Annotated in this window: 21 protein-coding genes; 13 read left to right on the top strand and 8 right to left on the bottom strand. The window is 70.3% G+C overall.

The window, feature by feature from the left end:
* Positions 1-39: 39 nt before the first annotated feature.
* Positions 40-1,635 (bottom strand): methyl-accepting chemotaxis protein, encoded by a 1,596-nt coding sequence (locus Ate02nite_RS15835; protein WP_203806068.1) that lies wholly within the window; start codon positions 1,633-1,635, stop codon positions 40-42.
* A gap of 127 nt (positions 1,636-1,762) precedes the next feature.
* On the opposite strand from Ate02nite_RS15835, the gene Ate02nite_RS15830 reads away from it, so the two are divergent.
* Complete coding sequence (locus tag Ate02nite_RS15830; protein ID WP_203806066.1) at positions 1,763-3,097, top strand: serine hydrolase domain-containing protein; 1,335 nt, start codon at positions 1,763-1,765, stop codon at positions 3,095-3,097.
* Here the strand turns inward: Ate02nite_RS15830 and Ate02nite_RS15825 are convergent.
* Positions 3,094-6,051 carry a glycine--tRNA ligase gene (locus tag Ate02nite_RS15825; RefSeq protein ID WP_203806064.1) on the bottom strand — a complete coding sequence of 986 codons (2,958 nt, stop codon included), beginning with the start codon at positions 6,049-6,051 and terminating at the stop codon, positions 3,094-3,096. The genes Ate02nite_RS15830 and Ate02nite_RS15825 overlap by 4 nt on opposite strands.
* Positions 6,052-6,095: 44 nt before the next feature.
* On the opposite strand from Ate02nite_RS15825, the gene Ate02nite_RS15820 reads away from it, so the two are divergent.
* On the top strand, positions 6,096-7,238 hold the full coding sequence (locus tag Ate02nite_RS15820; protein WP_203806062.1) for an acyl-CoA dehydrogenase family protein: 1,143 nt from the start codon (positions 6,096-6,098) through the stop codon (positions 7,236-7,238).
* Here Ate02nite_RS15820 and Ate02nite_RS15815 read toward each other — a convergent pair.
* On the bottom strand, positions 7,213-7,755 hold the full coding sequence (locus Ate02nite_RS15815; RefSeq protein ID WP_203806060.1) for a CGNR zinc finger domain-containing protein: 543 nt from the start codon (positions 7,753-7,755) through the stop codon (positions 7,213-7,215). The genes Ate02nite_RS15820 and Ate02nite_RS15815 overlap by 26 nt on opposite strands.
* Positions 7,756-7,793: 38 nt before the next feature.
* Here Ate02nite_RS15815 and Ate02nite_RS15810 point away from each other — a divergent pair, with 38 nt between their 5' ends.
* Positions 7,794-8,735 carry an EamA family transporter gene (locus tag Ate02nite_RS15810; RefSeq protein WP_203806058.1) on the top strand — a complete coding sequence of 314 codons (942 nt, stop codon included), beginning with the start codon at positions 7,794-7,796 and terminating at the stop codon, positions 8,733-8,735.
* Positions 8,736-8,745: 10 nt separating this feature from the next.
* Here the strand turns inward: Ate02nite_RS15810 and Ate02nite_RS15805 are convergent, their stop codons facing one another.
* Positions 8,746-9,234, bottom strand: a complete 489-nt coding sequence (locus Ate02nite_RS15805) for a hypothetical protein (RefSeq protein WP_203806056.1) — start codon at positions 9,232-9,234, stop codon at positions 8,746-8,748.
* Positions 9,235-9,272: 38 nt separating this feature from the next.
* Here Ate02nite_RS15805 and Ate02nite_RS15800 point away from each other — a divergent pair, with 38 nt between their 5' ends.
* From Ate02nite_RS15800 to Ate02nite_RS15790, 3 genes are all read left to right on the top strand, one after another.
* Entirely contained in the window at positions 9,273-9,869 is a 597-nt protein-coding gene (locus Ate02nite_RS15800) for a DUF4304 domain-containing protein (RefSeq protein WP_203806054.1), read from the top strand.
* A gap of 282 nt (positions 9,870-10,151) precedes the next feature.
* The gene (locus Ate02nite_RS15795; protein WP_203806052.1) at positions 10,152-12,281 is read left to right on the top strand and encodes an FUSC family protein; all 2,130 of its coding nucleotides are present in this window, start codon (positions 10,152-10,154) and stop codon (positions 12,279-12,281) included.
* Between the two features lie 51 nt (positions 12,282-12,332).
* Entirely contained in the window at positions 12,333-12,956 is a 624-nt protein-coding gene (locus Ate02nite_RS15790; RefSeq protein WP_203806050.1) for a hypothetical protein, read from the top strand.
* On the opposite strand, the gene Ate02nite_RS15785 is transcribed toward Ate02nite_RS15790, so the two are convergent.
* Complete coding sequence (locus tag Ate02nite_RS15785) at positions 12,953-14,491, bottom strand: sensor domain-containing diguanylate cyclase (RefSeq protein WP_203806048.1); 1,539 nt, start codon at positions 14,489-14,491, stop codon at positions 12,953-12,955. The genes Ate02nite_RS15790 and Ate02nite_RS15785 overlap by 4 nt on opposite strands.
* A 215-nt stretch (positions 14,492-14,706) precedes the next feature.
* On the opposite strand from Ate02nite_RS15785, the gene Ate02nite_RS15780 reads away from it, so the two are divergent.
* From Ate02nite_RS15780 to Ate02nite_RS15760, 4 genes are all read left to right on the top strand, one after another.
* Positions 14,707-17,217 carry a LamG-like jellyroll fold domain-containing protein gene (locus Ate02nite_RS15780; protein ID WP_203806046.1) on the top strand — a complete coding sequence of 837 codons (2,511 nt, stop codon included), beginning with the start codon at positions 14,707-14,709 and terminating at the stop codon, positions 17,215-17,217.
* A 99-nt stretch (positions 17,218-17,316) separates the two neighbouring features.
* Complete coding sequence (locus tag Ate02nite_RS15775) at positions 17,317-18,282, top strand: endonuclease/exonuclease/phosphatase family protein (protein ID WP_203806044.1); 966 nt, start codon at positions 17,317-17,319, stop codon at positions 18,280-18,282.
* Positions 18,283-18,770: 488 nt separating this feature from the next.
* Complete coding sequence (locus Ate02nite_RS15765) at positions 18,771-19,832, top strand: NAD-dependent epimerase/dehydratase family protein (RefSeq protein WP_203806042.1); 1,062 nt, start codon at positions 18,771-18,773, stop codon at positions 19,830-19,832.
* Positions 19,833-19,878: 46 nt separating this feature from the next.
* Positions 19,879-20,352 (top strand): phosphoribosyltransferase, encoded by a 474-nt coding sequence (locus tag Ate02nite_RS15760; protein ID WP_203806040.1) that lies wholly within the window; start codon positions 19,879-19,881, stop codon positions 20,350-20,352.
* Between the two features lie 120 nt (positions 20,353-20,472).
* On the opposite strand, the gene Ate02nite_RS15755 is transcribed toward Ate02nite_RS15760, so the two are convergent.
* Entirely contained in the window at positions 20,473-21,075 is a 603-nt protein-coding gene (locus tag Ate02nite_RS15755) for a hypothetical protein (protein ID WP_203806038.1), read from the bottom strand.
* A 221-nt stretch (positions 21,076-21,296) separates the two neighbouring features.
* Between Ate02nite_RS15755 and Ate02nite_RS15750 the strand changes: the two genes are divergently transcribed.
* Entirely contained in the window at positions 21,297-23,066 is a 1,770-nt protein-coding gene (locus tag Ate02nite_RS15750; RefSeq protein ID WP_203806036.1) for a glycoside hydrolase family 6 protein, read from the top strand.
* 91 nt (positions 23,067-23,157) lie between these two features.
* Here the strand turns inward: Ate02nite_RS15750 and Ate02nite_RS15745 are convergent, their stop codons facing one another.
* Positions 23,158-23,784, bottom strand: coding sequence for a maleylpyruvate isomerase family mycothiol-dependent enzyme (locus tag Ate02nite_RS15745; RefSeq protein ID WP_203806034.1), 627 nt, complete (start codon positions 23,782-23,784; stop codon positions 23,158-23,160).
* A complete protein-coding gene (locus Ate02nite_RS15740) occupies positions 23,781-24,338 on the bottom strand; it encodes a TetR/AcrR family transcriptional regulator (protein WP_203806032.1) in 558 nt (185 codons plus the stop codon). Before Ate02nite_RS15740 ends, Ate02nite_RS15745 begins: the two co-directional genes overlap by 4 nt.
* Before the next feature lie 61 nt (positions 24,339-24,399).
* On the opposite strand from Ate02nite_RS15740, the gene Ate02nite_RS15735 reads away from it, so the two are divergent.
* A complete protein-coding gene (locus Ate02nite_RS15735) occupies positions 24,400-24,858 on the top strand; it encodes a MarR family winged helix-turn-helix transcriptional regulator (RefSeq protein ID WP_203806030.1) in 459 nt (152 codons plus the stop codon).
* Complete coding sequence (locus Ate02nite_RS15730; RefSeq protein ID WP_203806028.1) at positions 24,858-25,457, top strand: hypothetical protein; 600 nt, start codon at positions 24,858-24,860, stop codon at positions 25,455-25,457. The genes Ate02nite_RS15735 and Ate02nite_RS15730 overlap by 1 nt, the downstream gene beginning before the upstream one ends.
* The last annotated feature ends 2 nt before the right edge of the window (positions 25,458-25,459 follow it).

The raw sequence follows: 25,459 nt of genomic DNA, 5'->3' as shown, positions 1-25,459 counted from the left end.
CCCCGGCCGCCGGCGAGAGCCGGCGGCCGGGGTGCACGGTCAGTACTTGAAGGTGGCGACCAGGCTGGTCAGGTCGCCGGACATCCGGGCCAGCTCGGCGGTGGCCTGCTTGGTGTGCGCCACGCCCTCGCTGGTGTGGTGGGCGGCGTCGGCCACCCCGGTGATGGTCTGCGAGATCTCGGTGGTGCCGCCGGCGGCCTCGATCACGCTGCGGTTCATCTCGGCGGTGGTGGCCGTCTGCTCCTCGACCGCGGACGCGATGGTGGTCTGGAAGTCGCTGATCCGGCCGATCACGTCGGTGATCATCTCGATCGCCGAGACCGCGCCGCCCGCGTCGGCCTGGATGGCCTCGACCCGGCGGGAGATCTCCTCGGTGGCCTTCGCGGTTTCCTGGGCCAGGTCCTTGACCTCGGACGCGACCACCGCGAAGCCCTTGCCCGCGTCGCCGGCCCGGGCCGCCTCGATGGTGGCGTTCAGGGCCAGCAGATTGGTCTGCTCGGCGATCGAGGTGATCACCTTGATCACGTTGCCGATCTCCGCCGACGAGACGCTGAGCTGGTTCATCGTGGCCGACGTGGCGGTGGCCGCGGCGACCGCTTCGGTGGCGACCCGAGCTGCCTCGCTGGCGTTCTGGGAGATCTCCCGGATCGCGGCGGCCATCTCCTCGCCGCCGGCCGAGACCGTGGTGACGCTCACCGACACCTCGCCGGCCGCGCTGGACACCGCGGCGGCCTGGCGGGACGTCTCGGTGGCCGAGCCGGCGATCTGCTCGGCGGTCGCCGAGATCTCCTCGGTGGCCGCGGCCAGGTCGGTCGCGGAGTTGTTGATGGTCGACACCGTGGTGCGCAGCCGGTCGACCGCGGCATCGAGCGCGCGGCCCATCTTGCCGGGCTCGTCGCCGCTGGTCAGGCTGGTGCGGTGGGTCAGGTCACCCTCGGCGAGGGCCTCGGCCACCTCCTCGACCTTCCGCAGCGAACGGACGATGGACCGGCTGACCAGCTGGCCGATCAGGCCGGCCAGCAGCAGGCCGCCGACCATCAGGCCGATCGAGAGGGTACGGCTGTCCTGGTACGCGCTGCGGGCGGCCTCGTCGGCACTTGCCGCTTCGGTGTTCTCGGCGGCCAGCAGGCTCTCCACGTTCGCGCCGATCTTCTCCATCAGCGGCACCACCGTGTCGGTGCGTACCTGGTTCCAGGTGGCCGTGTCACCCGCTTCCGCGGCCGGGATCAGCTTGTCCTGCACCGCGGTCACGTACGCGTCCCAGTCCTGCACGAGGGCGTCGACCGTGACGTCGGTGGTGCTGGCCGCGCGGTACGCGTCGATGGCGGTGCCGAACGTCGCCGAGTCGGTCTTGAACGCGGCCGCGTACTTCTGGGTGGAGGCGGCGTCGGTGGCCAGCATCAGGCTGGCGGTGTCCAGGCGGGCCGTGATAGCGGCGGCGCGGGCGTCCCCGAGGGCGCTGACCGACAGCAGGTTGTTCTTGTAGATCTTGTCGGCGGCCGAGCTGGCCTTCGACAGCGACATCAGGCCGGTGATGCCGATGGCCAGGGCGGCTACGCCGGCTACGCCGACCGAGCTGAGAATCTTCACGCCGGTGGGGAGGTCACCGAATCTACGGCGGGACGGGTTCTTCACGGGGGGCGCCTTTCGCGAACGCAATGACGGGGTGGTCACGCACCGCTACTGATCGGCAACCGAGAACGCAACTTGATGCATCCTGCAGAAGAATGCATTCTGGCCGGGGGCCGGTACGGTCGTCGATATGGACCTTCAGGGATTGCTCGACGGGGCGGCGAAACGACACGGGGTGCCGGGTGCGGCGGTCGCGGTCGGGGCCGGCGGGGAGTTGTTCGAGGCGGCCACCGGCGTGGTCAACCGGGACACCGGGGTCGACGCGACACCGGACAGCGTGTTCCAGATCGGCTCGGTCACCAAGGTGTGGACGGCGTCGCTGGTGATGCAGCTCGTGGCCGACGGGCTGGTCGAGCTGGACGTGCCGGTCCGGCACTACCTGCCGTCGTTCGGCGTGGTGGACGAGACGGCGACCGCGACCGTGACGGTCCGCCAGCTGCTGTCGCACACCGGCGGCTTCGAGGGGGACCTGTTCGAGGACACCGGTCGCGGCGACGACGCCGTCGCCAAGCTGATCGCCTGGATGCACACGAACGCCCCACAGGTGCATCCGCCCGGAGCGATGCACTCCTATGCCAACTCCGGCTTCGTCGTGCTGGGCGCGATGGTCGCCGCGCTGCGGGGCGGCACCTGGGAGTCGGTCGCCCGGGAGCGGCTGGTCGAGCCGCTCGGCGTCACGCACATGGCCCTGCATCTGGACGAGGGCCTGTGGTTCCGGGCCGCGGTGGGTCACGTCGGCGAGGAGCGGCAGGTCTCCCGGATCGGTCTGCCCCGGTCCAACGCCCCGGCCGGTTCGATCCCGGCCGCGGCGCCGCGCGAGCTGGTGCGGTTCGGCCGGATGTTCCTTGCCGACGGCGTGGCCGCCGACGGCACCCGGGTTCTGCCGGCCGGCACCTTCGCGACCATGCTCGAGCCGCAGGTCACGGTGCCCGCGATGGGCGAGCGCTACGTGGCCCGCTGGGGTCTCGGTTTCGAGCTGTTCGACCACGACGGCGTCCTGGTGGTCGGGCACGACGGCGGCACCATCGGCCAGAGCACCTGCTGGCGGATCGTGCCGAGCCGGGACGTGGTCGTCGCGATCAACGCGAACGGCGGCGACGCCACGCCGCTGATCGACGAGGTGCTGGCCGCCGTCCTCGCCGACACGGCCGGCATCCGGCTGCCGGACCGGTTGCGGCCGCCGGCCGAGCCGGTGCCGTTCGATCCGGCCCCCTACGTCGGCAGCTTCGAGGGGCCGCTCGCCCGCTACGACGTGGCCGCCGCCGACGGTGGCCTGGACATCACCTGGATCCCGAAGGGCCTCGCCGCCGAGGCGGGCGAGAAACCCAAGACCGTCCGCAACCTCGCCGTCGGCGGTGACCGTTTCGTCGCCGTCGAGACGGACGAGGGTGTCCATCCGACGGCGATGTTCCTCGAGGGCGGCCGCTACCTCTACGGCGGCGGCCGGGCGATCCCCAGGGTCTAGCGCAGCTCCGACCAGTCGAGCAGCCCTTCGCCCAGGTCACGGACCGTGGCCAGCAGGCCCAGCCGGGCCGCCCGCAGCGCCGGGTCGTCGGCCATCACGAAGACCTCGTCGAAGAACGTCCCCAGCGGGGCGGCCAGCCGGGCCACCGCGCCGGTGAACTCGAACAGGTCCGGCGAGGCCGGCGGCGTCACCGCGGACACCGCCTCGTGCAGGGCGATCTCGGCCGGCTCCTTCAGCAGCCCGGCGTCGTAACCGGCGATCGTCCCGGCCGGGACGATCCGGCGGCAGCGCTGGATCGCCTCGGCCACGGCCACGAAGTCCGGGTTCGCGGACACCGAAGCGAGCTGGGTGAGCAGGTTGACCGCCACCGACGGGCGGTCGGCGTGCGGCAGCACGGCCCGCACCCGGTCGACCGGGTAGCCCTCCTCGACCAGGGCCTGCTCGAACCGCTTGGCCAGGAAGTCGGCCGCCGCGGCCAGCACGGCGGCGGACACCTCGACCGGCTGCAGCGCGGCGGCCGCCCGCAGCCCCGAGGTCAGCGACAGGCCGGCCAGGGCCGGGTGCGCCCGGTGCACCGCGAGCAGGCCGAGCACGGCCCGCCGTACGGCAAAGGGGTCGCTGCTGCCGGTCGGCAGCCCGACCGTCGCGGCCAGCCCGGCCACCAGGTCGAGCCGGTCGGCCAGCGACAGCAGCGCGCCGGGCAGTGAGGCCGGCAGGTCGTCGCCGGTGTTGCGGGGCAGTTCGGCCTCGTAGACCGCCTGCGCGACGGTGCGCGCCTCGCCCGCGTGCAGCGCGTAGTCCCGGGCCATCACGCCGGCCAGGCTGGTCATCTCGGTGACCAGCTGCGACCCGAGATCGAACTTCACCAGGGCCGCGGCCCGGTCCAGGGTGGCCGACGACAGCCCGAGGTCGGCCGCCAGGGCCAGCGCGATCGCGGCGATCCGGCTCGCGCGGTCGGCCATCGAGCCGAGCTTGTCGGTGAAGGTCAGCCGGTCCAGCCGGGCGCGCATGTCGGCCGGCAGAACCTCCCGGTCGGCCCGGTAGAAGAACGCCGCGTCCTCGTAGCGGGCCCGCAGCACCGCTTCGTTGCCCTGCCGGACCAGCTCGACGTCGACCGGCCCGTTGGCGACGGTCACGAACATCGGCAGCAGCGCGCCCTCGGCGTCGCGCACCGGAAGGTAGCGCTGATGCTTGCGCATCACCGTGGTCAGCACCGCGTCCGGCAGCGACAGGTACGACTCGTCGAACGTGCCGAGCAGCGGCGTCGGCGCCTCCACCAGGTAGGTGATCTGGTCGATCAGCGCCTGCTCGCCGCGCACGTCGATCTTGCCGTCCGGGTACACCTCGTCCTGCGCGCCGGTCACGATCAGCTCGGTGCGGTCCTCCGGGTCGGCGACGATGCCGTTGAAGGCCAGCGTCTCCATGAAGGTCTCGGCCGACTCGATGGTCAGCACCGGGGTGGCCGCGGTGCGCAACACCCGGGTCTCCCGGCCGGCCGCGAGAGTGCCGGCCGCGACCGGCACGACGTCGTCGCCCCACAGCGCGAGCAGCCAGCGGACCGGGCGGCTGTAGGAGAGCTGCGGGTCGCTCCACCGCATGTTCTTCGCGCCCCGCAGGCCGGTGACAACCTTCGCGAGCACCGGCGCGAGGACGGCGGCTGCCGCGCCGCCGGCTTCCGGCTTGTTGACAACCACATGGCGTACGCCGTTGAAGTCCCCTTCGGCGGCCTGCTCGACGGTCGCCCCCTGGCCGCGCAGGAACCCCTGGAGGGCGGGCGTAGGGCTGCCGTCGGCGGTGTACGCCTGCGCGAGCTTGGGACCGCGCACCGTGCGTACATGATCGGTCTCCCGGGCCGCGACGTCGGCGACCACCGCGACCAACCGCCGCGGCGTGGCGAAGACCCGCACGTCGCCGTGGGCGAGGCGGGTTCCGCCGAGACCGTTCTTGATCTCCCGCTCGAGGTAGCCGAGGGCGGCCCGGCACTCGGCCGGCGGCAACTCCTCGGTGCCGATCTCGAACACCAGCAGCCGGGTCTCGTCCTTCTCGGCGGGCAGCGCGACCGGCGCCGCGAGTGCCGGCACGGCGGCCAGGCCCAGCGGATGGCCCAGCTCCTCGCGGCGGGCCGCCCACAGCTTGGCGACCTCCCCGGCGAGCCGGCGCATCCGGCCGAACTCGGCGGCCCGGTCGGCGGTGGAGACGGCGCCGCGCGAGTCGAGCACGTTGAACGCCTGTGAGCACTTCAGCACGTAGGTGTGCGCGGGCACCGGCAGTCCGGCATCGATCATCCGCTGGGCCTCGCCCGCGTACAGCTCGAGCAGCTGCCGGTTGGCGGCCACGTCGGCGTCGTCGAGGTAGTAGCGGGACATCTCGTACTCGCCCTGGCCGAACACCTCGCCGTAGGAGACTCCCCGGCCGTACTCGATGTCCTTGAAGTGGCTCTTGTCCTGCAGCGCCATGATGATGCGCTCGATGCCGTAGGTGATCTCGACGCTGACCGGGTCGAGATTGACCCCGCCGGCCTGCTGGAAGTAGGTGAACTGGGTGATCTCCAGGCCGTCCAGCCAGACCTCCCAGCCCAGGCCCCAGGCGCCGAGCGCGGGCGAGGCCCAGTTGTCCTCGACGAACCGGACGTCGTGCGCGGCCACGTCGATCCCGATCGCGGCGAGACTGCCCAGGTAGAGCTCCTGCGGGTTGCCCGGGTCGGGCTTGAGGATCACCTGGAGCTGGGTGTGGGTCTGCAGCCGGTTGGGGTTCTCGCCGTAGCGCGAGTCGTCCGGGCGCACCGACGGTTCGACGTAGACGACCCGCCACGGCTCCGGCCCGAGCACCCGCAGGAACGTCGCGGGGTTGAGTGTTCCCGCCCCGACCTCGGTGTTCATCGGCTGGACGGTCAGGCAACCCTGTTCCGTCCAATACGCGGTCAACCGGGCCAGTGCGTCCTGCATGGTGAGCATGGTGGGCAAGTCTAGGAGAGACGCTGACGGGGTAGGTACGGAATATGCTCGCTGGAGATCTGTACAGCTTCGAGGACCTCCTTTCGGAGGACGAGGCCGCAGTTGTGGAACGCGTCCGCACCTTTCTAGCCGCCGAGGTGGCCCCGATCGCGAACGATCAGTGGTCGCGCGCGGCCTTCCCCTCGCAGCTGATCAAGCGGTACGCCGATCTGGAGATCGCCGGCCGCCCGGGGTCGTCGTTGCTGAACGGCTGGCTGGCCCTGGAGATGGCCCGGGTGGACGCCTCGATGGCCACCTTCTACGGCGTGCACGCCGGCCTGGCGATGGGCAGCATCAAGGCCTGCGGCTCGCCGGACCAGCAGGAACGCTGGCTGCCCTCGATGGCCGCTTTCGATCAGGTGGGCGCGTTCGCGCTGACCGAGCCGACCGGCGGCTCCGACGTGGCCGCCGGCCTGCGCACGACCGCCCGCCGCGACGGTTCCGGGTGGATCCTGAACGGCCAGAAACGCTGGATCGGCAACGCCACCTTCGCCGACCTGATCGTGGTGTGGGCCCGCGACGTTGCAGACGACCAGGTGAAGGGCTTCGTCGTGCCCGGCGACGCACCCGGGTTCACGGCCACGAAGATCGAGAACAAGATCGCGCTGCGTACGGTGCAGAACGCCGACATCGTGTTGGACGGCGTCCGGGTGCCCGAGGCCGATCGGCTCCAGCAGGCGAACTCGTTCAAGGACACCGCCAAGGTGCTGCGGGCGACCCGCAGCGGGGTGGCCTGGGAGGCGGTCGGCGTGATGCTGGCGGCCTACGAGATCGCCCTGGACTACGCCAAGGAGCGCCAGCAGTTCGGCAAGCCGATCGCGGCCTTCCAGCTGGTGCAGGACCTGCTGGTGCGGATGGCCGGCAACGTGACCGCGTCACTGGGCATGTGCGTGCGGCTGGCCCAGCTGCAGGACGACGGCCGCTACCGCGACGAGCATTCCGCACTGGCCAAGGCGTACTGCACGACCCGGATGCGCGAGGTGGCCGGCTGGTCCCGCGAACTGCTGGCCGGCAACGGCATCGTCCTCGACTACAACATCGGCCGCTTCGTGGCCGACGCCGAGGCCCTCTATTCCTACGAGGGCACCCGCGAGATCAACACCCTGATCGTCGGCCGCGCGGTCACCGGAGAGAGTGCTTTTGTCTGAGGCGGTAGGCGGCTACCGCGTTGCGGTTGGCGCACGTCGTGCTGCAGAAACGTCTAGAACGGTTGCGGGTGAGATCTAGAACGATGCCCGCGCAGTCGTCGTCCGCGCAGAGGCCGAGGCGGGACATCTCGTCGCCGCGGACCAGGTCGGCGACCGCCATCGCGGTCTCCACGACCACCCGGGTCACCAGCGGCTGGTCGGCGGCCACCGCGTGCACGTGCCAGTCGAGGTCGTCGTGCCGGACCAGCTGCGGGATGGCGCCCGCCTCGGCCAGCATCCGGTTGACCATCGCGGCGGCCGTGTCCCGGTCGGCGTTCAGCAGTGAGCGCAGCAGCGGGCGAGCGGCCTGCAGCTGGTCGAGTTCGGCCTGGTCACCGTCGCGCCGGCCGCTGTAGCGATACTTCGCGTACCAGGCGTCGACGTCGTCGATCGTGAGCAGCGTGTCCGGGTCCTCGCCGCTGTTGACGAGCTCGACCACCGCCTGCAGCGCCGCCTCTGTGTCATGGGCTAAGAGCACCTTGACATCTTACGCACAACTTCCTAGCGTCATGTGTCATGACGCAGATAGCCAATGACACCCGCACGATCCCGGTCGGCGTCAGCGGCGGCATTCTGCTGGCCGCTTTCTCCGCGACCACCTTCGGCCTCTCCGGCCCGCTCGCCACCGGCCTGCTGGCCAACGGCTGGAGCCCCGGCGCGATCGTGCTAGCCCGGATCGCCATCGCCGCGCTCGCGCTGGCCCCCTTCACCGTGGTCGCCCTGCGCGGCAAGTGGCACCTGCTTCGCAGTCAGGCCGTCCAGATCCTGCTGTACGGAGTTCTGGCTGTCGCCGGCGCACAGTTCTGCTACTTCTCCGCCGTGGCCACGATGGACGTGGCGCCGGCCCTGCTGATCGAATACACCGCTCCCGCTGCCGTGGTCGCCTGGCTGTGGATCACCAAGGGCCAGCGCCCGAGCCGCCTGACGGTGATCGGCGCGGTCCTGGCCGCCGCCGGCCTGGTCCTGGTGCTCGACCTGGTCTCCGGCGCCGACCTGGCCTGGTCCGGCGTGGCCTGGGCGTTCGCCGCGATGATCGGCGCCACCGCGTACTTCCTGATCTCCGCCGACACCGGAAGCGGCCTCCCGCCGCTGGCCCTGGCCGGCGCCGGCCTGGTCGTCGGCGCGGTAACCCTGGGCCTGCTGGCCGCGACCGGCCTGCTGCCGATGCACGCGACGAGCGCCCCGACGGAGTACGCGTTCGGCAGCCTGCCCTGGTGGGCCCCGCTGCTCCTGCTGGGCGTGGTGACCGCCGCCATCTCCTACGCGACCGGCGTGGCCGCGATCCGCCTGCTGGGTTCCCGGGTGGCGTCCTTCGTGGCCCTGCTCGAGGTGGTCGCCGCGGTCCTGTTCGCCTGGCTGCTGGTAGACCAGCTCCCCGGCCTGGCCCAGCTGGCCGGCGGCATCCTGGTAATCGCCGGCGTAGTAGCCGTCCGCCTCGGCGACCGAGAAATCGCCTGACGCCAACCGTTCAGGCGAAAGCGCGCTCGTCGAAGCTGATCCCACCGCGCTCGGCGGAGGTGAGCATCATCCGGGGCACGTGCAGCGGCGCCCGCCGGAGGTACTGCGTGTAGCCGGCGGCACGGAGCCGGAGGTCGAAGTTCTGGCCCTCGACGTGCCACGAGGGCTCACCGTCCGTCTGCTCTCCGCGATGGATGTCGGCGATCTCCAAGACCTCGTGCAACGGCCCCAGCTCACCGGTGATGTCCGAGGCACCGTCGAAGACCAGCGTCGCCGGAAAGACCCAGAACGTGAAGGGTTCCTGGTCGGCCGCCGGATGCACCCACCGCACGATGTAGTCCAGGTCGAGAAGCACCCGGGCCGGCGGTAGCGTGCCGTCCTCGTATTCACCGACGCTGATTGCCCGAACCCGGCAGTCATGCCAGCCCATAACCGCGAAGTCGGCCGCGGTCCAGGTCGCTTTCTCCAGCCCCGACGGCTCATGCGGCAGATCGATCATTCGGCGCAGCCTACAAGAGGTGTGGTAGACATCCGGCCGTGGCGGGAGCGGTCCTGAAGACGTGTGCGCGGCTGCTGGGTGCGCACCTCCGGCAGTTCGGGTTCGAGGCGGACGGGCTCGTTTTTCGCCGCTACAACTCGGGCGGTGACGTGGTCATCGTTGAGCTGCAGCCGCATCGGTCGTTTCTCGGTGACACGCAGTTCTTTGTGAACCTTGCCTTTCTGCTCGAACCGATCTGGCGGCACGACGGGTACCCGCCGGGGACGCGGCCGGACAGCTCGCACGGCAGTTGGTGGGAGCGGGTGAACCCGGCCGACTGGGTGGACGGGGAAGACTTCGTCGAGCAGTGGGTGGTTGCCGATCGGGCCGCGTGCGCGACGGTCACCGCTCGGCTGGTCGCGCGCCTGGGGGAGCGGCTACCGGTCGTGCTGGGCTGGCTCGACCGGGACAAACTGCGGCAGGCCGTCGCGGACGGCGTCCCCGTGGGTTACGAGACTGAGCTGTGGCTGCTGGCCGAGGACGGGCCGTCCGAGGAACTGCGCGCGGAGCTGTTCGGCTCGGGTTCGCCGGACGATGCCGGGGTCGCGGACGTCGACCGGGCCATCTGGGCCTACGCCCACCGCGCCGGCCGCTGACTCAGGGCAGTCGGCCACCGTCAGCTCGTGGATCAACCGCAGCGATTCGGCCGAAATATCGGCCGAAGCCAGGACGTGGGGCGGGCCGGCGGTTGCGGCGCCCGGGCCGGCGCCGAGATAGATCAGGTAGCTGCCGCTCGCGAGGAGGACAACGGTCAGCGAGCCGGCCGCCGCGAGCTTCCATCGAATCACGACATAACGGTTGCAGCCCCGGGCCGCGGCGACCATGCGTCGGAGCGGCACTTCCCACCGCCGTTCGATGTACCCCTTTAGGATCAGCCGATGGGCTGGCTTCGGCGGCGGGACCCGCAACTTCTGGCGGTACGCCGCGCCGCGCGCGTGACGCTTGTCGCCTGTCTCGGCTTCTACGTCTGCCGGTACCTGCTGGACGCGCCGGCCATGGCGCCCTACGCGCTGTTCGGGGCGGTCGCGCTGGGTGCGCTGTCGCAGATCCCGGGTACGCCCAAGCGCCGGGCCGGCACTCTTCTCGCCGTACTCCCGGTGGCCTGGATCTTGGTTTCGCTGGGGACGCTGCTGAGCGTCAGCAACGTGGCCGCCGCGGCCGGGATGTTCCTGTTCGGGTTTGTGGTCAGCTATGTCGGGGTGGGCGGGCCGCGGCTCGCCGGGCTCGCCGCCGGCATGCAGCTGCTCTACATCCTGCCGTGCTTCCCGCCCTACGACCCGGGGTCGCTGCGGTCCCGGCTGGCCGGCGTGACCTGCGCGATCGTGTTGTTCGCGGTGGCCGAGGTGACGCTCTGGCCGGACCCGGTGCCGACGCCGTACACCGCGCGGCTGGCCGACGCGATCGACAGTCTGGCCGCCTGCCTGGCCGCGGTGGCCGACTCCTGGGAGCACCAGTCCAAGGACCGGCTGGCCGAACTCCTTCCGGAGGCCACCGATCGGGCCGACGCGCTGCGTCCCTCGCGGCTGCCGCCGCTTCAGCGGCCCGCCTCGGCCGGGCGGCGGGACCGGGCGCTCAGCGCCGCGGCCGGCACCGCCCGCCTGCTGCTCGGCCGGGCCGTCGACCTTTTCTTCACCGAGCAACACGAGGCGGTGACCCTGCCGGCGGCAACCCATTTGGTACGGCGGACCGCCGGCTGTACGGCCTCGGCGGCGGCGTGGCTACGGGGGCAGGGGCCGTTGCCGGACACCGATCAGGTCGCGGCGGCGCTCAGCGACTTCCGGATCGCCCGGATGAACACCGACCCGAGCGGGCTCGCGCCGGAACGGCTGCGGCTGGGTGCGTTGGCTCTGGCGCTGGGGGAGTGGACGAAATCCCTTGTCGTCGCGATCCGGCTGGCGGCCGGCGAGCGCCCGGCCCATGTCGATCCGACGGGACCGTTCTGGTACGCGTACCGAAGCACCCCGAGCCTTTATTGGCACCGCCTGCGGGAAAATCTCACGCCTCGCTCCGTCGCCTTTCAGGGCGCGTTGCGCCTGGCCGCCGCCCTGGCGGTGGCCCGGCTGCTGGCCGGTGAGCTGGATCTGTCGCACGGGTTCTGGGTCCTGCTGACGATCCTGACCGTGCTGCGCACCTCGGCTGCCGAGACCCGATCGGCGCTGCGGCCCGCCCTGGTCGGGACGGTGGCCGGGTCGCTGGTGGCGGCGGTCCTGCTGGTGGTGGGCGTGCATCCGACGGTCTACGCGTTCGTGCTGCCGGTGGTGATGCTTGTCGGGTTCGCGGCCGGGCCGCTGCTCGGGCTGGGCTGGTCGCAGGCACTGTTCACGCTCGTCATCACGCTGGTGTTCGCCCAGGTCACACCGGTCGACTGGCGGCTCGCCGAGGCTCGCGTGCTCGATGTGCTGCTGGGCGCCGGGATCGGCATCCTGGCCGGGCTGTTCGCCTGGCCGCGCGGTGGGGGCGGCGAGCTGCACCGGGCGGCCGGCACGTTCCTGGGCGCGTCGGCCGGGGTGATCCGGGAGACTGTCGCGGTGATGGCCGAGGGCCAGACGCCGGGCGCGGCGTTGCCGCAGGCCCGGCTGGCCGGGCAGCTCGCGGACGCGTCGTTCGCGCTGTACCAGAGCGAACGACACCCCGCGGCCGCGGTGGACTGGCAGGCGACGTTGCTGGCCGGCCACCATGCGGTACGCGGTGCGGAGGCGCTCGTGCGATCCTGCCCGGCCGGCGGGCTGCTGCCGTGCGTGGCCCCGCTGACCGCCGCGGCGGCCGACGTGGCGGGCCGCTACGACCGGGCCGCCGCCGATCTGTCGGCGCACCGGCGCACCGTGGTCGAGCCTTTGCCCGCGGCCGTGGAATGGCCCACTGACCTGGGCCAGGACCTGTACACCATCGCCGACCTGCGGGTCTGGCTGGACGGTCTGCGCGAGGACCTGGGCCGCATCCCCGGGTTGCCGGAGCCGGGCGATGAGCTGCGTGTTCGCGTGTCGCGGGTGGCGGACGGAGCGAGTTGATCGTTTTCTGAAAAACCTGAAATATGCCCGCTTATCAGACATTCTGCCCAGGTGGTGCAGCGAGCGGGGCCCAGCCGGGCCGAGGTCACCCAGGGCGTGGACAAGCGCCTGGAGACCACCCTGCACGCCTACCCCGGCCTGCGCCTGGAGACCGTCCCGGCCCAGTTCCTGCGCACCCCGCCGACCACCTCGGGCATCCGCATCCTGCGCGGCGGCCGCCTGCCGGAGGCCGACGACGAGGTGTTCGAGGTGGTAGCCGAGCTGTGGCGAGACTCCGGCGCACACATCGAGGACGCCGAAGGCCTGGACGGCCGCCTGCTTGTCGCGCAGGACTCAGCCGGCTACGTCATCTCCCTGGTCCGGCACGCGGACGACGACCCGATCCTCACCGTCGCGTCGCCCCCGATCCCGCAGCCGTTCCTGGACCGCGCCCTGGTAGCCGGCCTGTCGGCCGGCTTCGGCGCGGGCTGCCTGGGCCCCTGCATCAGCACGGTGGTGCCGTCCTCGGTCATCCCGGCCCTGTCCGGCGCCCACCTGACCTACTGGGCCTGGGTGCCCCTGTTCCTGCTGGTAGCGGCGGGCAGCCTCTATTTCCCGGAAACCCGCCGCTTCGGCACCGGCCTGATAATCGGCGGCGTCCTGATCGGCCTGCCAATCGTCGCCATGTTCGGTTAGTCCGCGTCGCGGTGGGCTCGGCGGCTGCCGCCGCCCAGCTTCTTGGTGTCTCGTTTCGCCTCGTACATTGCGGCGTCGGCGCCGCGCATCAGGTCGTCGTAGGCGTCGGCGTCGTCGGGGTACAGGGCTATGCCGACGCTGCCGCCGATGCTCACCTCTCCGCCCTCGATGCTGAACGGCTCGCGCAGGCGGTCGACGATCCGGCTGGCCACCCGGGTGGCGATCTCCTCGTCCGGGTCGCGGGTCAGCAGGATCGCGAACTCGTCGCCGCCCAGGCGGGAGACCACGTCGTTGTCGCGTACGGTGCCCAGCAGGCGTTTTGCCACCTGCTGCAGCAGTTCGTCGCCGGCCTGGTGGCCGGCGGTGTCGTTGACCTCTTTGAAACCGTTGAGGTCGAGCAGCATGAGCGCGACCCGGCCGCCGGTCGAGGCCGCCTCGCCGACCGCCTGCTCGGCGCGTTCCAGCAGGTACGAGCGGTTCGGCAGGCCGGTCAGCGAGTCGTGGAAAGCCTGGTGGGACAGCTGCGCCACGTGCGCCTGGGCGGCCTGGCGCATGCCGGCGCTGTCCACGATCAGCGCGCCCTCGACCGAGAGCTGCTCGGCCAGGATGCGGTCGCGGCTGGTCCAGTCACGGGTGTTGCCGGTGTCCCCGCACATGATCATGCCGAGGCAGCCCTGGGCCGACATCATCGGGATCGCGATGTACGACTTGAGGCCCATGGTGCGCACGAAACCGCCGGTCAGCACGGCAGCGTTGGTGCTGTCCGCGACCAGGGCGGGCGTGCCCTGGCTGATCTCCCGCCACACCGGTGAGTTGGTGGCGGCAGTGCCGATCAGGTGCCGGAAGGGGGCGTCGCCGTCGGGCATGCCGACGCTGTGCACGTACCGGATGTTGCCGTCGCCGTCGACCAGGCACAGCACGCCGTAGTCGGTGCGGAACGCCTCGGTGGTGCAGGTGACCAGGGTGCGGCCGGCCGCCTCGACGCTGGTGGCCGCCATGCCCTGCTCGAACAGCCGCCGGATGGTGGTGGAGACGTGCGACAGGAACTGCCGCTGCTTCTCGGCGGCGATGCCCTGCAGGGTGGTGGCGAAGTGCAGGGCCAGCGGGGAGATGGTCTCCGGGCGCAGCACGGCCAGCTCGGTTCCGGTCAGCAGCAGCACGCCGACGGTCTGCCCGCCGATGCGCAGCCGGATCGCCATCCGATCGGCGTCGACCAGCGGCGCGGCGCCGGCCGCCATCCGGAACACCTTGCCGGCGGTGAGCAGGTCCCGGCCGCCGGCCGCGCCGACCCGGGCGGTCGGGTTGAGCAGGCCGGTCTCGGAGTCGAGCTCGAAGACGGTGGCGGCGGTCAGCCCGGCCGCGTTCTGCAGGAACGGCTCGGCCAGGTCGAGCACGTGCTGCACGGACGGGGTGTCCTTGGTCATGAACGCGACGAGGCCCGCGAGGAGGGCGTCCTGCGGGTCGTCGACGGCGCCGGGCGCCCCCGACGATCCGAGCACGGCGCCCACCGGCCGCACACCACTGCTAACGCTCATGGCCTATGAGTCGGCACTTGGCGCTGGCGGTTGAGTGGCCATCGGCACAGGGCCGGTCGCAGTTCGGTTGCGCCTTCCCTACCGCCTGCCGGAGGCGTTGCCCCCTTGGACATAGATCACCGTGAAACCTTGACGAAACCTGAGCGCTGTTGTTGAGCTGTGTTGGCTCATGGTGAAACACGAGCGCACTCTTCCGCTCCGAAGGGAAAACGCGCGTGACAAAACATGTCCGGGGCCGGTGGCTGCTGGCCGCCGCGTCCGCCTCCGCCCTCCTCCTGACCTTGTCGGCCCCCGCGTCGAGCGCTCCCGGCGTTCTTGACCAGCCCGACACCCCCGCCCTGACCTCCGAGGTGCAGGCCGACGCCACCGCCTGGCACGCCGGCATCCCGCCGCTGGCCACCCCCTGGACCAACAAGGTCGGGCCGAACAACGCCCTGCCCGAATACCCGCGCCCGCAGCTGACCCGGGACCGCTGGCAGAACCTCAACGGCGTCTGGGAGTTCGCCAAGGCCGCCGTCGGCGAGGCGGTGCCGGCCGGTAAGGCGCTGGGCGAGCGCGTCCTCGTCCCGTACCCCATCGAATCTGCCCTTTCCGGCATTCAGCGCCACGAAGACCGCATGTGGTACCGCCGGACCTTCACCGTCCCGGCCGGCTGGAAGGTCGGCACCGCCAACCGGCTGCAGCTGCACTTCGGGGCGGTCGACTACGACGCCAAGGTGTTCGTCAACGGCGTCCAGGTCACCACCCACCGGGGCGGCTACGACGGGTTCGACGTCGACGTCACCGACGCGCTCACCACCGGGCCACAGGAGCTGATCGTCTGGGCCGAGGACCTCACCGACGCCACCGGCCAGCCGATCGGCAAGCAGCGCCGCACCAGCGACCGCGGCATCTTCTACCAGGGCAGTTCCGGCATCTGGCGGACGGTCTGGATGGAGCCGACGCCGGCCGCCTCGATCACCTCGCTGACCGTGACGCCCTCGGTCTCCGAGGCCAACGTCAAGATCAAGGTCAACACTTCGGGGGGTACGGGTCTCAGCACGCGTGTTTCCGTGAAGGGTGGCGGCTCTGTCTCCGGGGCGGCGGACACCGTCTTGACGCTGCCCATGCCCCGTGCCCGCCTCTGGTCGCCGGACAACCCGTACCTCTATGACCTGTCTGTTTCTTTGATCTCCGGGGGTAAGGCCGTCGACTCGGTCGGGTCGTACTTCGGGATGCGCGAGGTCGGCACCGCGGCCGGCGCCGACGGGAAGCTCCGGATCACCCTGAACGGGAAGATCCTGTTCAACCAGGCCAACCTTGACCAGGGGTTCTGGCCGGACGGGCTGAACACCGCGCCCACCGACGCGGCGCTGCGCTGGGACCTCGAGCAGGACAAGGCGATGGGCTTCAACGCGGTGCGCAAGCACATCAAGGTCGAGCCGGACCGCTGGTACTACTGGGCCGACAAGCTCGGGCTGCTGGTCTGGCAGGACATGCCGGCCGCCAACACCGGGCCGATCCCGGCCGAGTGGCGGCCGCAGTTCGAGTCCGAGCTGCACGAGATGGTCCGCGAACACCAGTCCTGGACGTCGATCATCGCCTGGGTGCCGTTCAACGAGGGCTGGGGCGAGTGGAGCCGGGAGGACACCGGGCGGATCGCTACCGCGGTCAAGGCGCAGGACCCGTCTCGGCTGGTCAACGCGCACAGCGGCGTCAACTGCTGCAACTCGCACGGTGACTCCGGCGCGGGGGACGTGATCGACTTCCACCAGTACCTCGGTCCGGCCACCCCGGCGCCCTCGTCGACGCGCGTCGCTATCGATGGTGAGCACGGTGGGTTCGGGCTCAAGACGTCCAACCACATGTGGTTCGGGGACGGTCAGGCGTACGAGATGGAGCCTGATTCTTCGGTTTTGACCGCCAAGTACGTGGCCAATCAGGAGGCGGTGATCACCTCGGCCAAGTACTGCGGGATCAGCGCCGCGATCTACACCCAGATCACCGACGTCGAGGGGGAGTTGAACGGGTTCTTCACCTACGACCGGCAGCTCGCCAAGATGGATCTGCGGCAGGTGCGGGCGATCAACAAGAAGATCATCGCGTCGGCCGACGGGTCCGGGGCGAACGTGCCGCAGCCGCCGGCCGGCACTCCGGGGTTGACCGGGATCGCGTTCTGGCCGCTCGATGGCTCGTATGGATCTTTGACGCCGGTTAACGGACCTTCGTTTGTCGAGGGACATTCCGGGCAGGGCGTCTCGTTTGACGGGGCTCAGTTCTTGGATGCCGGTAAGCCGGTACTCGACACCGCCTCCGACTATTCCGCGGCGGCCTGGGTGAAGCTCGACAAGGCGGACGGCGCCTTCCAGACTGTGATCAGCCAGGACGGGCCGTCGAACAGCGACTTCTTCCTGCAGTACTCCGGCGCCGACCAGAAGTTCGCGATGAGCTTCGCCGGCGTGCGGGCGCTCGCCGGGTTCAAGCCGGAGGTCGGCAAGTGGTACCACCTGGTCGGGGTGCGTGACACCGTCAAGGGCGAGCTGCGGCTCTACGTCGACGGGGCGCTGGCCGGCACGGCCGGCGCGTGCACGCCGCAGGCGGCGCCGACCGGCAACACGGTGATCGGGCGCGGCAAGTACGGCGGCAACTCGGTCGACTACCTCGACGGGGTCGTCGACCAGGTGCACCTGTACGACCGTGCGCTGTCCGCCACGGAGATCCAGCAGCTGTTCGTTTCCGGCAGCTAGGTTTCGATGGAGCGGGGTCGACGCATCGACCCCGCTCCATGCTGGACGATCTACGACAGATCCGGGTGTTTGTGCTGCTCACGGGCTTACTTTGACGGCATGACGGAACTGCGCATCTCGACGTTCAACCTCGAGAACTTCGACGAGACTCCGGATCTCGCCGACCGGATCGTCCTCATGCGGCCGCAGATCCAGCGCCTGCGCGCCGACATCGCCCTCTTCCAGGAAGTGCACGGCCAGGAACGGCCCGGCCAGCCGCGCGCCCTGCACGCCCTGCGCGCTCTGCTCTCCGGTACGGCGCTCGAGGGCGCCGAGCTGGTCAGCACCAAACCGAAGGACGACGGCGTCTACAACGAGCGCAACCTGGTCGTCGCCACCCACCTGCCGGTGCTCTCGCGCCAGCAGCTGCGCAACGAGCTGGTCGCCGCGCCCACCTACCGCCGGCTCACCGCCGTCCCGCCCGACCAGTTCGCCATCGAGATCGGCGTCGAACGACCCATCCTGCACGTCGAACTCAACGTCAGCGGCCGCCCGCTGCACGTGATCAACGTGCACCTCAAGTCGAAACTGCCCACCGACATCCCCGGCCAGATGGTCGATACCTTCACCTGGCGCAGCGCCGACTCGTGGGCCGAGGGCGCCTTCATCTCCTCGATGAAACGGATGGGCCAGGCTCTGGAGGTACGCCGCCTGGTCGACCAGATCCTCGACCACGATCCGGACGCCCGCATCGTCGTCGGCGGCGACTTCAACGCCACCCCCGAGGAGATCCCGGTGCTGGCCATCCGCGGCCAGGTCGAGGACACCGGCAACGGCGGCCTGTCCGGCCGGGTGCTGGTCCCGATCGAGCAGACCATCCCGTCATCGAGCCGCTACACCCTGTTCCACCAGGGCCAGGGCAACATGCTCGACCACATGCTGGTAACCCGCAACCTGCTCGCCTTCTACCGAGGCTCCGAGATCCACAACGAGCTCCTCCACGACGAGTCCCAGTCCTTCGCCACCGACCGAAAGTTCCCCGAGTCCGACCACGCCCCCGTGGTAGCCACCTTCGACCTGTCCTGACGTACGTCCCGGGCCGCAGCCGCCCGGACCCTGCCGTTCCTGCTCCTGGCGATCCCGGTCGGCCTGCTCGCCGACCGGGTGTCCCGGCGCAGGCTGCTGCTGGCCGCGCTGCTGTTGTTCGTGGTGCGCACTCTCGATCTCGGTGCCGCGGTCTTCGGCCTCGCGGTGGCCGCCACCGGCGGCGGGTTCCTGGCCGGCGCGTTGGTCGGCCCCGGCTTGGCCCGCCGCTTCGGCACCGGCCGGGTGCTGGTCGCCGCGTCCCTGGTCGGCGCGGCCGGAATCAGCCTCGTCGCGCTGGCAGCTCCGGCCGCCCGGCTGGGTGGTGTCGCCTTCGTGGTGGCTGGGTCGGTGCTGGCCGGCGCCGGGAGTGGTGATCGTGGTGGCCGCCCTGGTCTCGGCGACCGCAACGATCTTCCTGATCGACGCGGATGTGGATCCCGGCGTTGGGCGATCTTGAGATTGGGGCGGTGGGGCGGAAGGATCTATTCATGGCGGACACTGTTCTGGTTACCGGTGGCAGTGGGTTTGTCGGGAGCCATCTGGTGCGGCAGCTTCTCGGTGACGGGTATGCGGTGCGGGCCACCGTGCGGGATCCCGGCGATCCGGTCAAGACAGCGCCGCTGCGGCGACTGGGTGATGAGTTTCCGGGGCGGCTCGAATTGTTTCGGGCCGATCTGCTGCAACCGGGGTCGTTCGACGACGCGGTGGCCGGGTGCCGGGTGGTCTTTCACGTGGCGTCGCCGTTCCTGATGCCGGAGAAGATCTCCGACGGGCGCAACCAGGTGCTCGAGCCGGCGCTGCAGGGCACTCGGAACGTTCTAGAAGCCTTGGCGAAGAGTTCTAGCGTCGAGCGGCTGGTGCTCACGTCTACGGTCGGGGCGATCTTCGGCGACTACGTCGACGTGGAGCAGATGGCTGGCCGGACTCTTTCAGAACGCTACTTCAACACTTCTAGCACTCTGGCCAACAACCCCTATCACTTTGCCAAGGTGCAGGCGGAGCAGGAAGCCTGGCGGCTGGTGGGTGCGCAGGACCGGTTCGACATGGTGGTGCTCAACCCGGGGCTGATTCTCGGGCCGTCGTTCACGCCGGCGTCCGACTCGGGCAGCCTCTTCCTGATGAACGAGCTGATGAGCGGCTACTTCTTCTACGGCGCGGCCAACTTCAGCTTCACCCTCGTCGACGTGCGGGACGTGGCGCTCGCCCACGTGCGGGCGGCCGCGCTGCCCTCGGCGAGCGGGCGCTACATCCTGGCCCGGCCGGAGATGGTGTCGTTCCAGGAGATGGGCACCATCATCCGGGACCGCTACCCACGCCACCTCCGGCTGCCGCGCCACCAGGTGCCGGACTGGGCCGTGCGGGTGCTCGGGCCGCGGTTCGGGCTGACCCCGGACTACATCCGTAAGCACCTCGGCATCCGGTTCCCGGTCGACAACCACCGCAGCGTCGACGAGCTGGGCCTGACCTACCGGCCGGCCGCGGAGACCGTGCTGGATCATTACGAGTCGTGGCGCTCGCACCGGGCAGCACGGCGATCGGCCAGCCGGTGAACGGCGAAGTGCGTGAGCGGCGAAATCAGCGAGTGGGGGAGCGGGCATGACCGAGCGGGAGACGCTGACCTGGGACGACTTCGGGCGTGCCGGGCGGGATCTGGCGCAGCAGGTCGCCGATGACGGCTATCGGCCCGACCTGATCCTGGCCATCGCCCGGGGCGGGCTGCTTCCGGCGGGGGCGGTCAGCTATGCCCTCGACGTCAAGAATCTGCATCTCGTGAACGTGGAGTTCTATACCGGTGTCGACGAGCGGCTGGATCTGCCGGTAATGCTTCCGCCGGTGCCACAGACCGTGGACCTCTCCGGCGCCACCGTGCTCATCGTCGACGACGTCGCCGACACCGGAGCCACCCTCAAGCTGGTCCGGGATTATTGCGAGGGGCACGTGGCCGAGGCGCGCTGCGCGGTCATCTACGAGAAGCCGCAGTCGATCGTGCAGTGCGAGTACGTCTGGTCGCGCACCGACAAGTGGATCAATTTCCCCTGGTCGAGCCAGCCGCCGGTGACCCCGGCGTAGACCGGCGACCCAGGCCTTGATCCGCCGGGCCGGTGGCGGGGGACGGCCTTGCGTTGCAGCCAGGCCGGGCCCCGCGGCGGGACGCCGCCGGTGCGGTTGGGGGCGGGGAAGACCGTACCGTCAGAGGATTTTGGCCTGTTCGGTTTGGCGTCTGGCCTCGGCTACGTCGGCCATCAGGTCGTCCCAGACCTCGTCGGGGCGGAACGGCGGCAGCGGCATTCGTGGGGCGATGCGGGCATTCGCGTATTCCCACCAGGCGGCGGCGCGGACCGGCCAGAGGCCGACGCGGATCGCGCCGGCCAGGAAGCAGCGGTGCGCGAGCAGGGTCGCGGCCAGCATGTCCGGCTCGAGTTGCTCCTCGTCCATCGCTTTACCGAAGGCGCGGACGTCGCGGTGCATCTCGGAATATGAGATCAGGCTGGGCATCGCGGGGACCCGCAGTTCGGCGCCCTCGGCGAGTACCGCGTCGGCGTAGACCGGGGTGAAGACGAAGTCGTCGTCGGTGACGATCAGCGGAATGATCTCGCGGTGGCGCTGGATGTCCAGCTGGATCGCGGGGGCACCGGTCGGCACGAAGACCGCGGCCGCCTCGGTCACGTCGTCCGGTTCCAGGACAGCGGTGTCGCCCAGGGCCGGCTGGTGGATGTTGACGGCGCCGCGACGGACTTTCACCTTGGCGGTGGCTATCTCTTCCAGCGCCTCGAGCAGTTCGAAAATCCGCATGCGCCCGTTATACGACACCCGGGCCAGAGGTCTACAACTCTGGTGACCCGGCTCCCACCTGGGAGGGCAAACAAATGTTTCCGAGGAGTATCTGAGTGATTGCGGTGGGAGCGCTCCCATGTAATGCTGTGCGAACAGCCGGGAGCGATGCCCCTCGATACGCGAACGGCTGATCCCCCTGGCGCCAGGGCGCGCCATCGCATGTCTCGAGGAGCCACCACATGAGACCTGTCCTCATCCGCGGACTGACCGCGGCCGCCGCGGCCTCACTGGTCGCTGGTGTCGGCATCTTTGCCGCTACCAGCGCAAGTGCGGCCGCAGGTTGCCGTGTCGACTACTCGGTGAACCAGTGGTCCACTGGTTTCACCGCGAACGTGACCGTCACCAACCTGGGCGACCCGATCTCGAACGGCTGGAACGTTACCTGGGCCTTCCCGGGCAACCAACAGGTCACGCAGGGCTGGAGTGCCACCATCACCCAGTCCGGTGCGAACGTTACGGCGACCAACCCGTCCTGGTCGACGTCGCTCGGCACCAACGCCACCGCCAACTTCGGTTTCAACGCGAACTACTCCGGCACGAACACCGCGCCGTCGTCGTTCAAGCTGAACGGTACGGCCTGCACCGGAAGCGTCCCGACCACGACGCCGACGACCACGCCGACCACCACCCCGACGACGACGCCCACCACGTCGCCGACGACGTCGCCGACCACCGGCCCGACCGGTAACCCGGGCGCCAAGGTCGACAACCCGTACTCGGGTGCCAAGGGCTACGTGAACCCGGAGTGGAAGGCCAAGGCCGACGCCGAGACTGGCGGCAGCCGCGTCTCGAACAACCCGACCGCCGTCTGGCTGGACCGGATCGCCGCGATCGCCGGCACCACCGACAGCAGCTCGAACGGTGCGATGGGTCTGCGTGCCCACCTGGACGCCGCGCTCGCGCAGAACGCCGGCTACATCCAGCTGGTCATCTACAACTTGCCGGGCCGCGACTGTGCCGCCCTCGCCTCCAACGGTGAGCTGGGCGTCAACGACCTGCCCCGCTACAAGACCGAGTACATCGACCCGATCGCCGCGATCGAGGCCGACGCCAAGTACGCGTCGCTCCGCATCATCAACGTGATCGAGATCGACTCGCTGCCGAACCTCGTCACCAACACCTCCGGCCAGGCCGGCGGCACGGCGACGTGCGACACGATGAAGGCCAACGGCGGGTACGTGCAGGGTGTCGGTTACGCCCTGAACAAGCTCGGCGCGCTCGCGAACTCGTACAACTACGTGGACGCCGCGCACCACGGCTGGATCGGCTGGGACTCGAACTTCGGCCCGACCGCGGACATCATGCTGCAGGCCGCGCAGGCTTCCGGCAGCGTCAACAACGTCACCGGCTTCATCACCAACACGGCCAACTACTCGGCCCTGCAGGAGCCGTGGGTCCAGCCCACCACCACGGTCGGCGGCACCAGCGTCCGGCAGTCCAAGTGGGTCGACTGGAACCAGTACACCGACGAGCTGACCTTCGCCCAGGCGTTCCGGACGAAGCTGGTCTCGATCGGCTTCAACTCCAACATCGGCATGCTGATCGACACCTCCCGCAACGGCTGGGGCGGTTCGGCCCGGCCGACCGCGGCGAGCACCTCGACCGTCGTGGACACCTACGTCAACGCGTCGCGGATCGACCGCCGCATCCACGCCGGTAACTGGTGCAACCAGTCCGGTGCGGGCCTCGGCGAGCGTCCCAAGGCCGCTCCGGCCGCCGGCATCGACGCGTACGTCTGGGTCAAGCCCCCGGGTGAGTCGGACGGCTCCTCCTCGCTGATCCCGAACGACGAGGGCAAGGGCTTCGACCGGATGTGCGACCCGACCTACACCGGCAATGCCCGCAACGGCAACAGCCTGTCGGGTGCGCTCCCGAACGCCCCGATCTCCGGTGCCTGGTTCTCGGCCCAGTTCCAGCAGCTGATGGCCAACGCCTACCCGGCGCTCTAAGTAAGCGTTACCCGCCCCCATAAACGCCGGGCCCCGCTCTCTTCCCACGAGGAGCGGGGCCTGGTGTTTCTCTTTTCACATCAAATCAAGATCAAAGACCCAGCCTGGGTACGCCGTGACCGGCGAGCCGTGGCAACGCGACACCCCGCCCGGTTACCGCCAACAGAAGCGCTTCCATCGGGCCGCTCACCTCCGGTCCCGTGCCGAACGACCAGTCGACATCGGTGGCGGCGAGTCTCACGCCCTTCGCCCGGCGGGCCGCGGGGAGTGGCGGCGGGATCCGCATGGTCAGCATCCGGGTCGCGGCGACGGCCGCGGCCGCGGGCGGCATGACCAGCTCGCGACCGAGCGGGACGGCGATGTCCTGGCCGTGCACCAGGATGTCGGTGAGCGTCTCCAGGTAGGTCACGCCGAGCGTGTGCCGCCGGGAGCCGGCCATGCCGCGGAGCTCGGCGACGAGCTGCCCGGTCGGCATTCGTGCCTTCCGGCGGGCGGCGTGCGCGATCGTCCGGTCCATGCTGCCGCGCCAGCTCAGCATCATCGCGCCGAGATCGCGGAGCCCGAGTTGCTGCAGCGTCAGGTGGGCGGCCACGTCCCGCACCGTCCAGCCGGCGCAGAGCGACGGCACCTGCCACTCGTCGGCGGACAGGTCGTCCAGGATGGCCGCCAAGGCCAGTCGCTGAGCGTCGATCGCTTGCCAGATCTCGTCGCGGCTCATCGCGCCACCAGGCTTTCGATCAAGGTGCGGATCTGCCCGGACGGGTCGAACGCCGGCGCCGGGTTGGCCAGCTCGTGCAGGACGATGCCGGTCCAGTGGTTCATGATGACCGGGCCGTCCCGGTCGGGGTCGGCTGAGCCGGCCAGCAGCAGCCAGGCCCGGAACCAGGCGTTGACGCCGGCGCCGGTGGAGCCGAGCTTCTGGCGCAGCTCGGGCCGGATGCCGGCCTCGACCAGGATCGCGTAGCGGGTCAGGGTCAGCGCCCGCCCCGGCCCGGTCGCGTGCCGGGCGAACCGCACGAGTGCCTGCGTCAATTCCTCGGCGGATCGCGGCGGCCCGCTGCCGAACATCTCCTCGGCGTCGGCCCGCTCCCGCTCGGCGAAACGCTCGACGATCGCGTCGAGTAGGGCGTCGCGGGTGCGGAACAGGTTGGACGCGGAGCCGGCCGGCAGGCCGGCGGCGGCGTCGATCGCGCGGTGGGTGAGCGCGTGCAGGCCGCGCTCGCCGATGATCTGGACGCCGGCGTCGAGCAGGGTGTCCCGGCGGCTCGTCATGCCGTCAAACTACCATCGTAGTTAGATTCACTACAGAGGTAGTGCTGCTAGCATAGTGAGCATGGCTCATTATGATGATGACTCATATAACGCGGCGCTCGATCGGCTGCTCCTGCTGACCGTGATGCTCAACGACGACATGCACCGCGGGCTGGCCACCGACGGGCTCACCCCGTCGCGCACGTCGCTGCTCTGGACCCTGCGCCGCATCGGGCCCTGCTCCCAGAAGGCGATCGCGGCCGCCATGCAGATCAGCCCCCGGACGGTGACTGGCCTGGTCGACGGGCTGGTCGCCACGGGCTTCGTCACCCGTGAACCCGACCCGGCCGACCGCCGCGCCGTGCTCGTCACGTTCACCGCGAAGGGCACCGCCGCGGTCGACTCGCTGATCGCCCAGCAGCGCGAGTTCAGCCGGCAGCTGTTCGCCGCGATGCCGCCCGAGAGGTTCGCGGGCCTGGTCGCCGGGCTCGACGACGTGCTGGGCACCCTGCACGCACTCGGCCTGAGGAGCCCGTTCTGATGCGCATCGTCAAGTTCGTCATCATGTACGAGGTCCGCCTGTGGATCGCCCTGTTCCGCTGGGTGTTCCGCCGCCCGGTGACGCTGCCGCCCGGCACCGTCCCGTTCCAGTACTCCGGCGCGGTCACCATGATCCTGGCCGTGCTGCTGATCGTGTCGGCCATCGAGATCCCGATCCTGCACCTCATGCTGCCGTGGGCGACCGTCCGGGCCATCTCGCTGTTCGTCGGCTGCTACGGGCTGTTCTGGATGGTCGGCCTCGCCGCCACCATGCGCGTCTACCCGCACCTGGTCGGGCCGGCCGGCCTGCGCATCCGCAACAGCATCACCCTCGACCTGCCGGTGGCCTGGACCGACGTCGAATCGGTGCGGGTCCGGCCCCGGTCGCTGCCGCCGGGTGGGCAGACCCAGGTCGAGGACGGCGTGCTGTCGCTCGGCATGGCCAGCGGCACCACGGTCGACGTGGTGCTGGCCCGGCCGCTGGTGGTGCCGGTGAAGAAGACCCGCGGCGAGCCGGTCACCCAGATCCGGTTCCACGCCGACGACGCCGACGGGCTGGTTGCGGCGGCCCGGGCCTTCCTGCACACCGAAGTGAGCTAAGA

The sequence above is a fragment of the Paractinoplanes tereljensis genome (assembly GCF_016862435.1).
GTDB lineage: Bacteria > Actinomycetota > Actinomycetes > Mycobacteriales > Micromonosporaceae > Actinoplanes > Actinoplanes tereljensis.
This window is presented reverse-complemented; position numbering and strand designations above follow the sequence as displayed.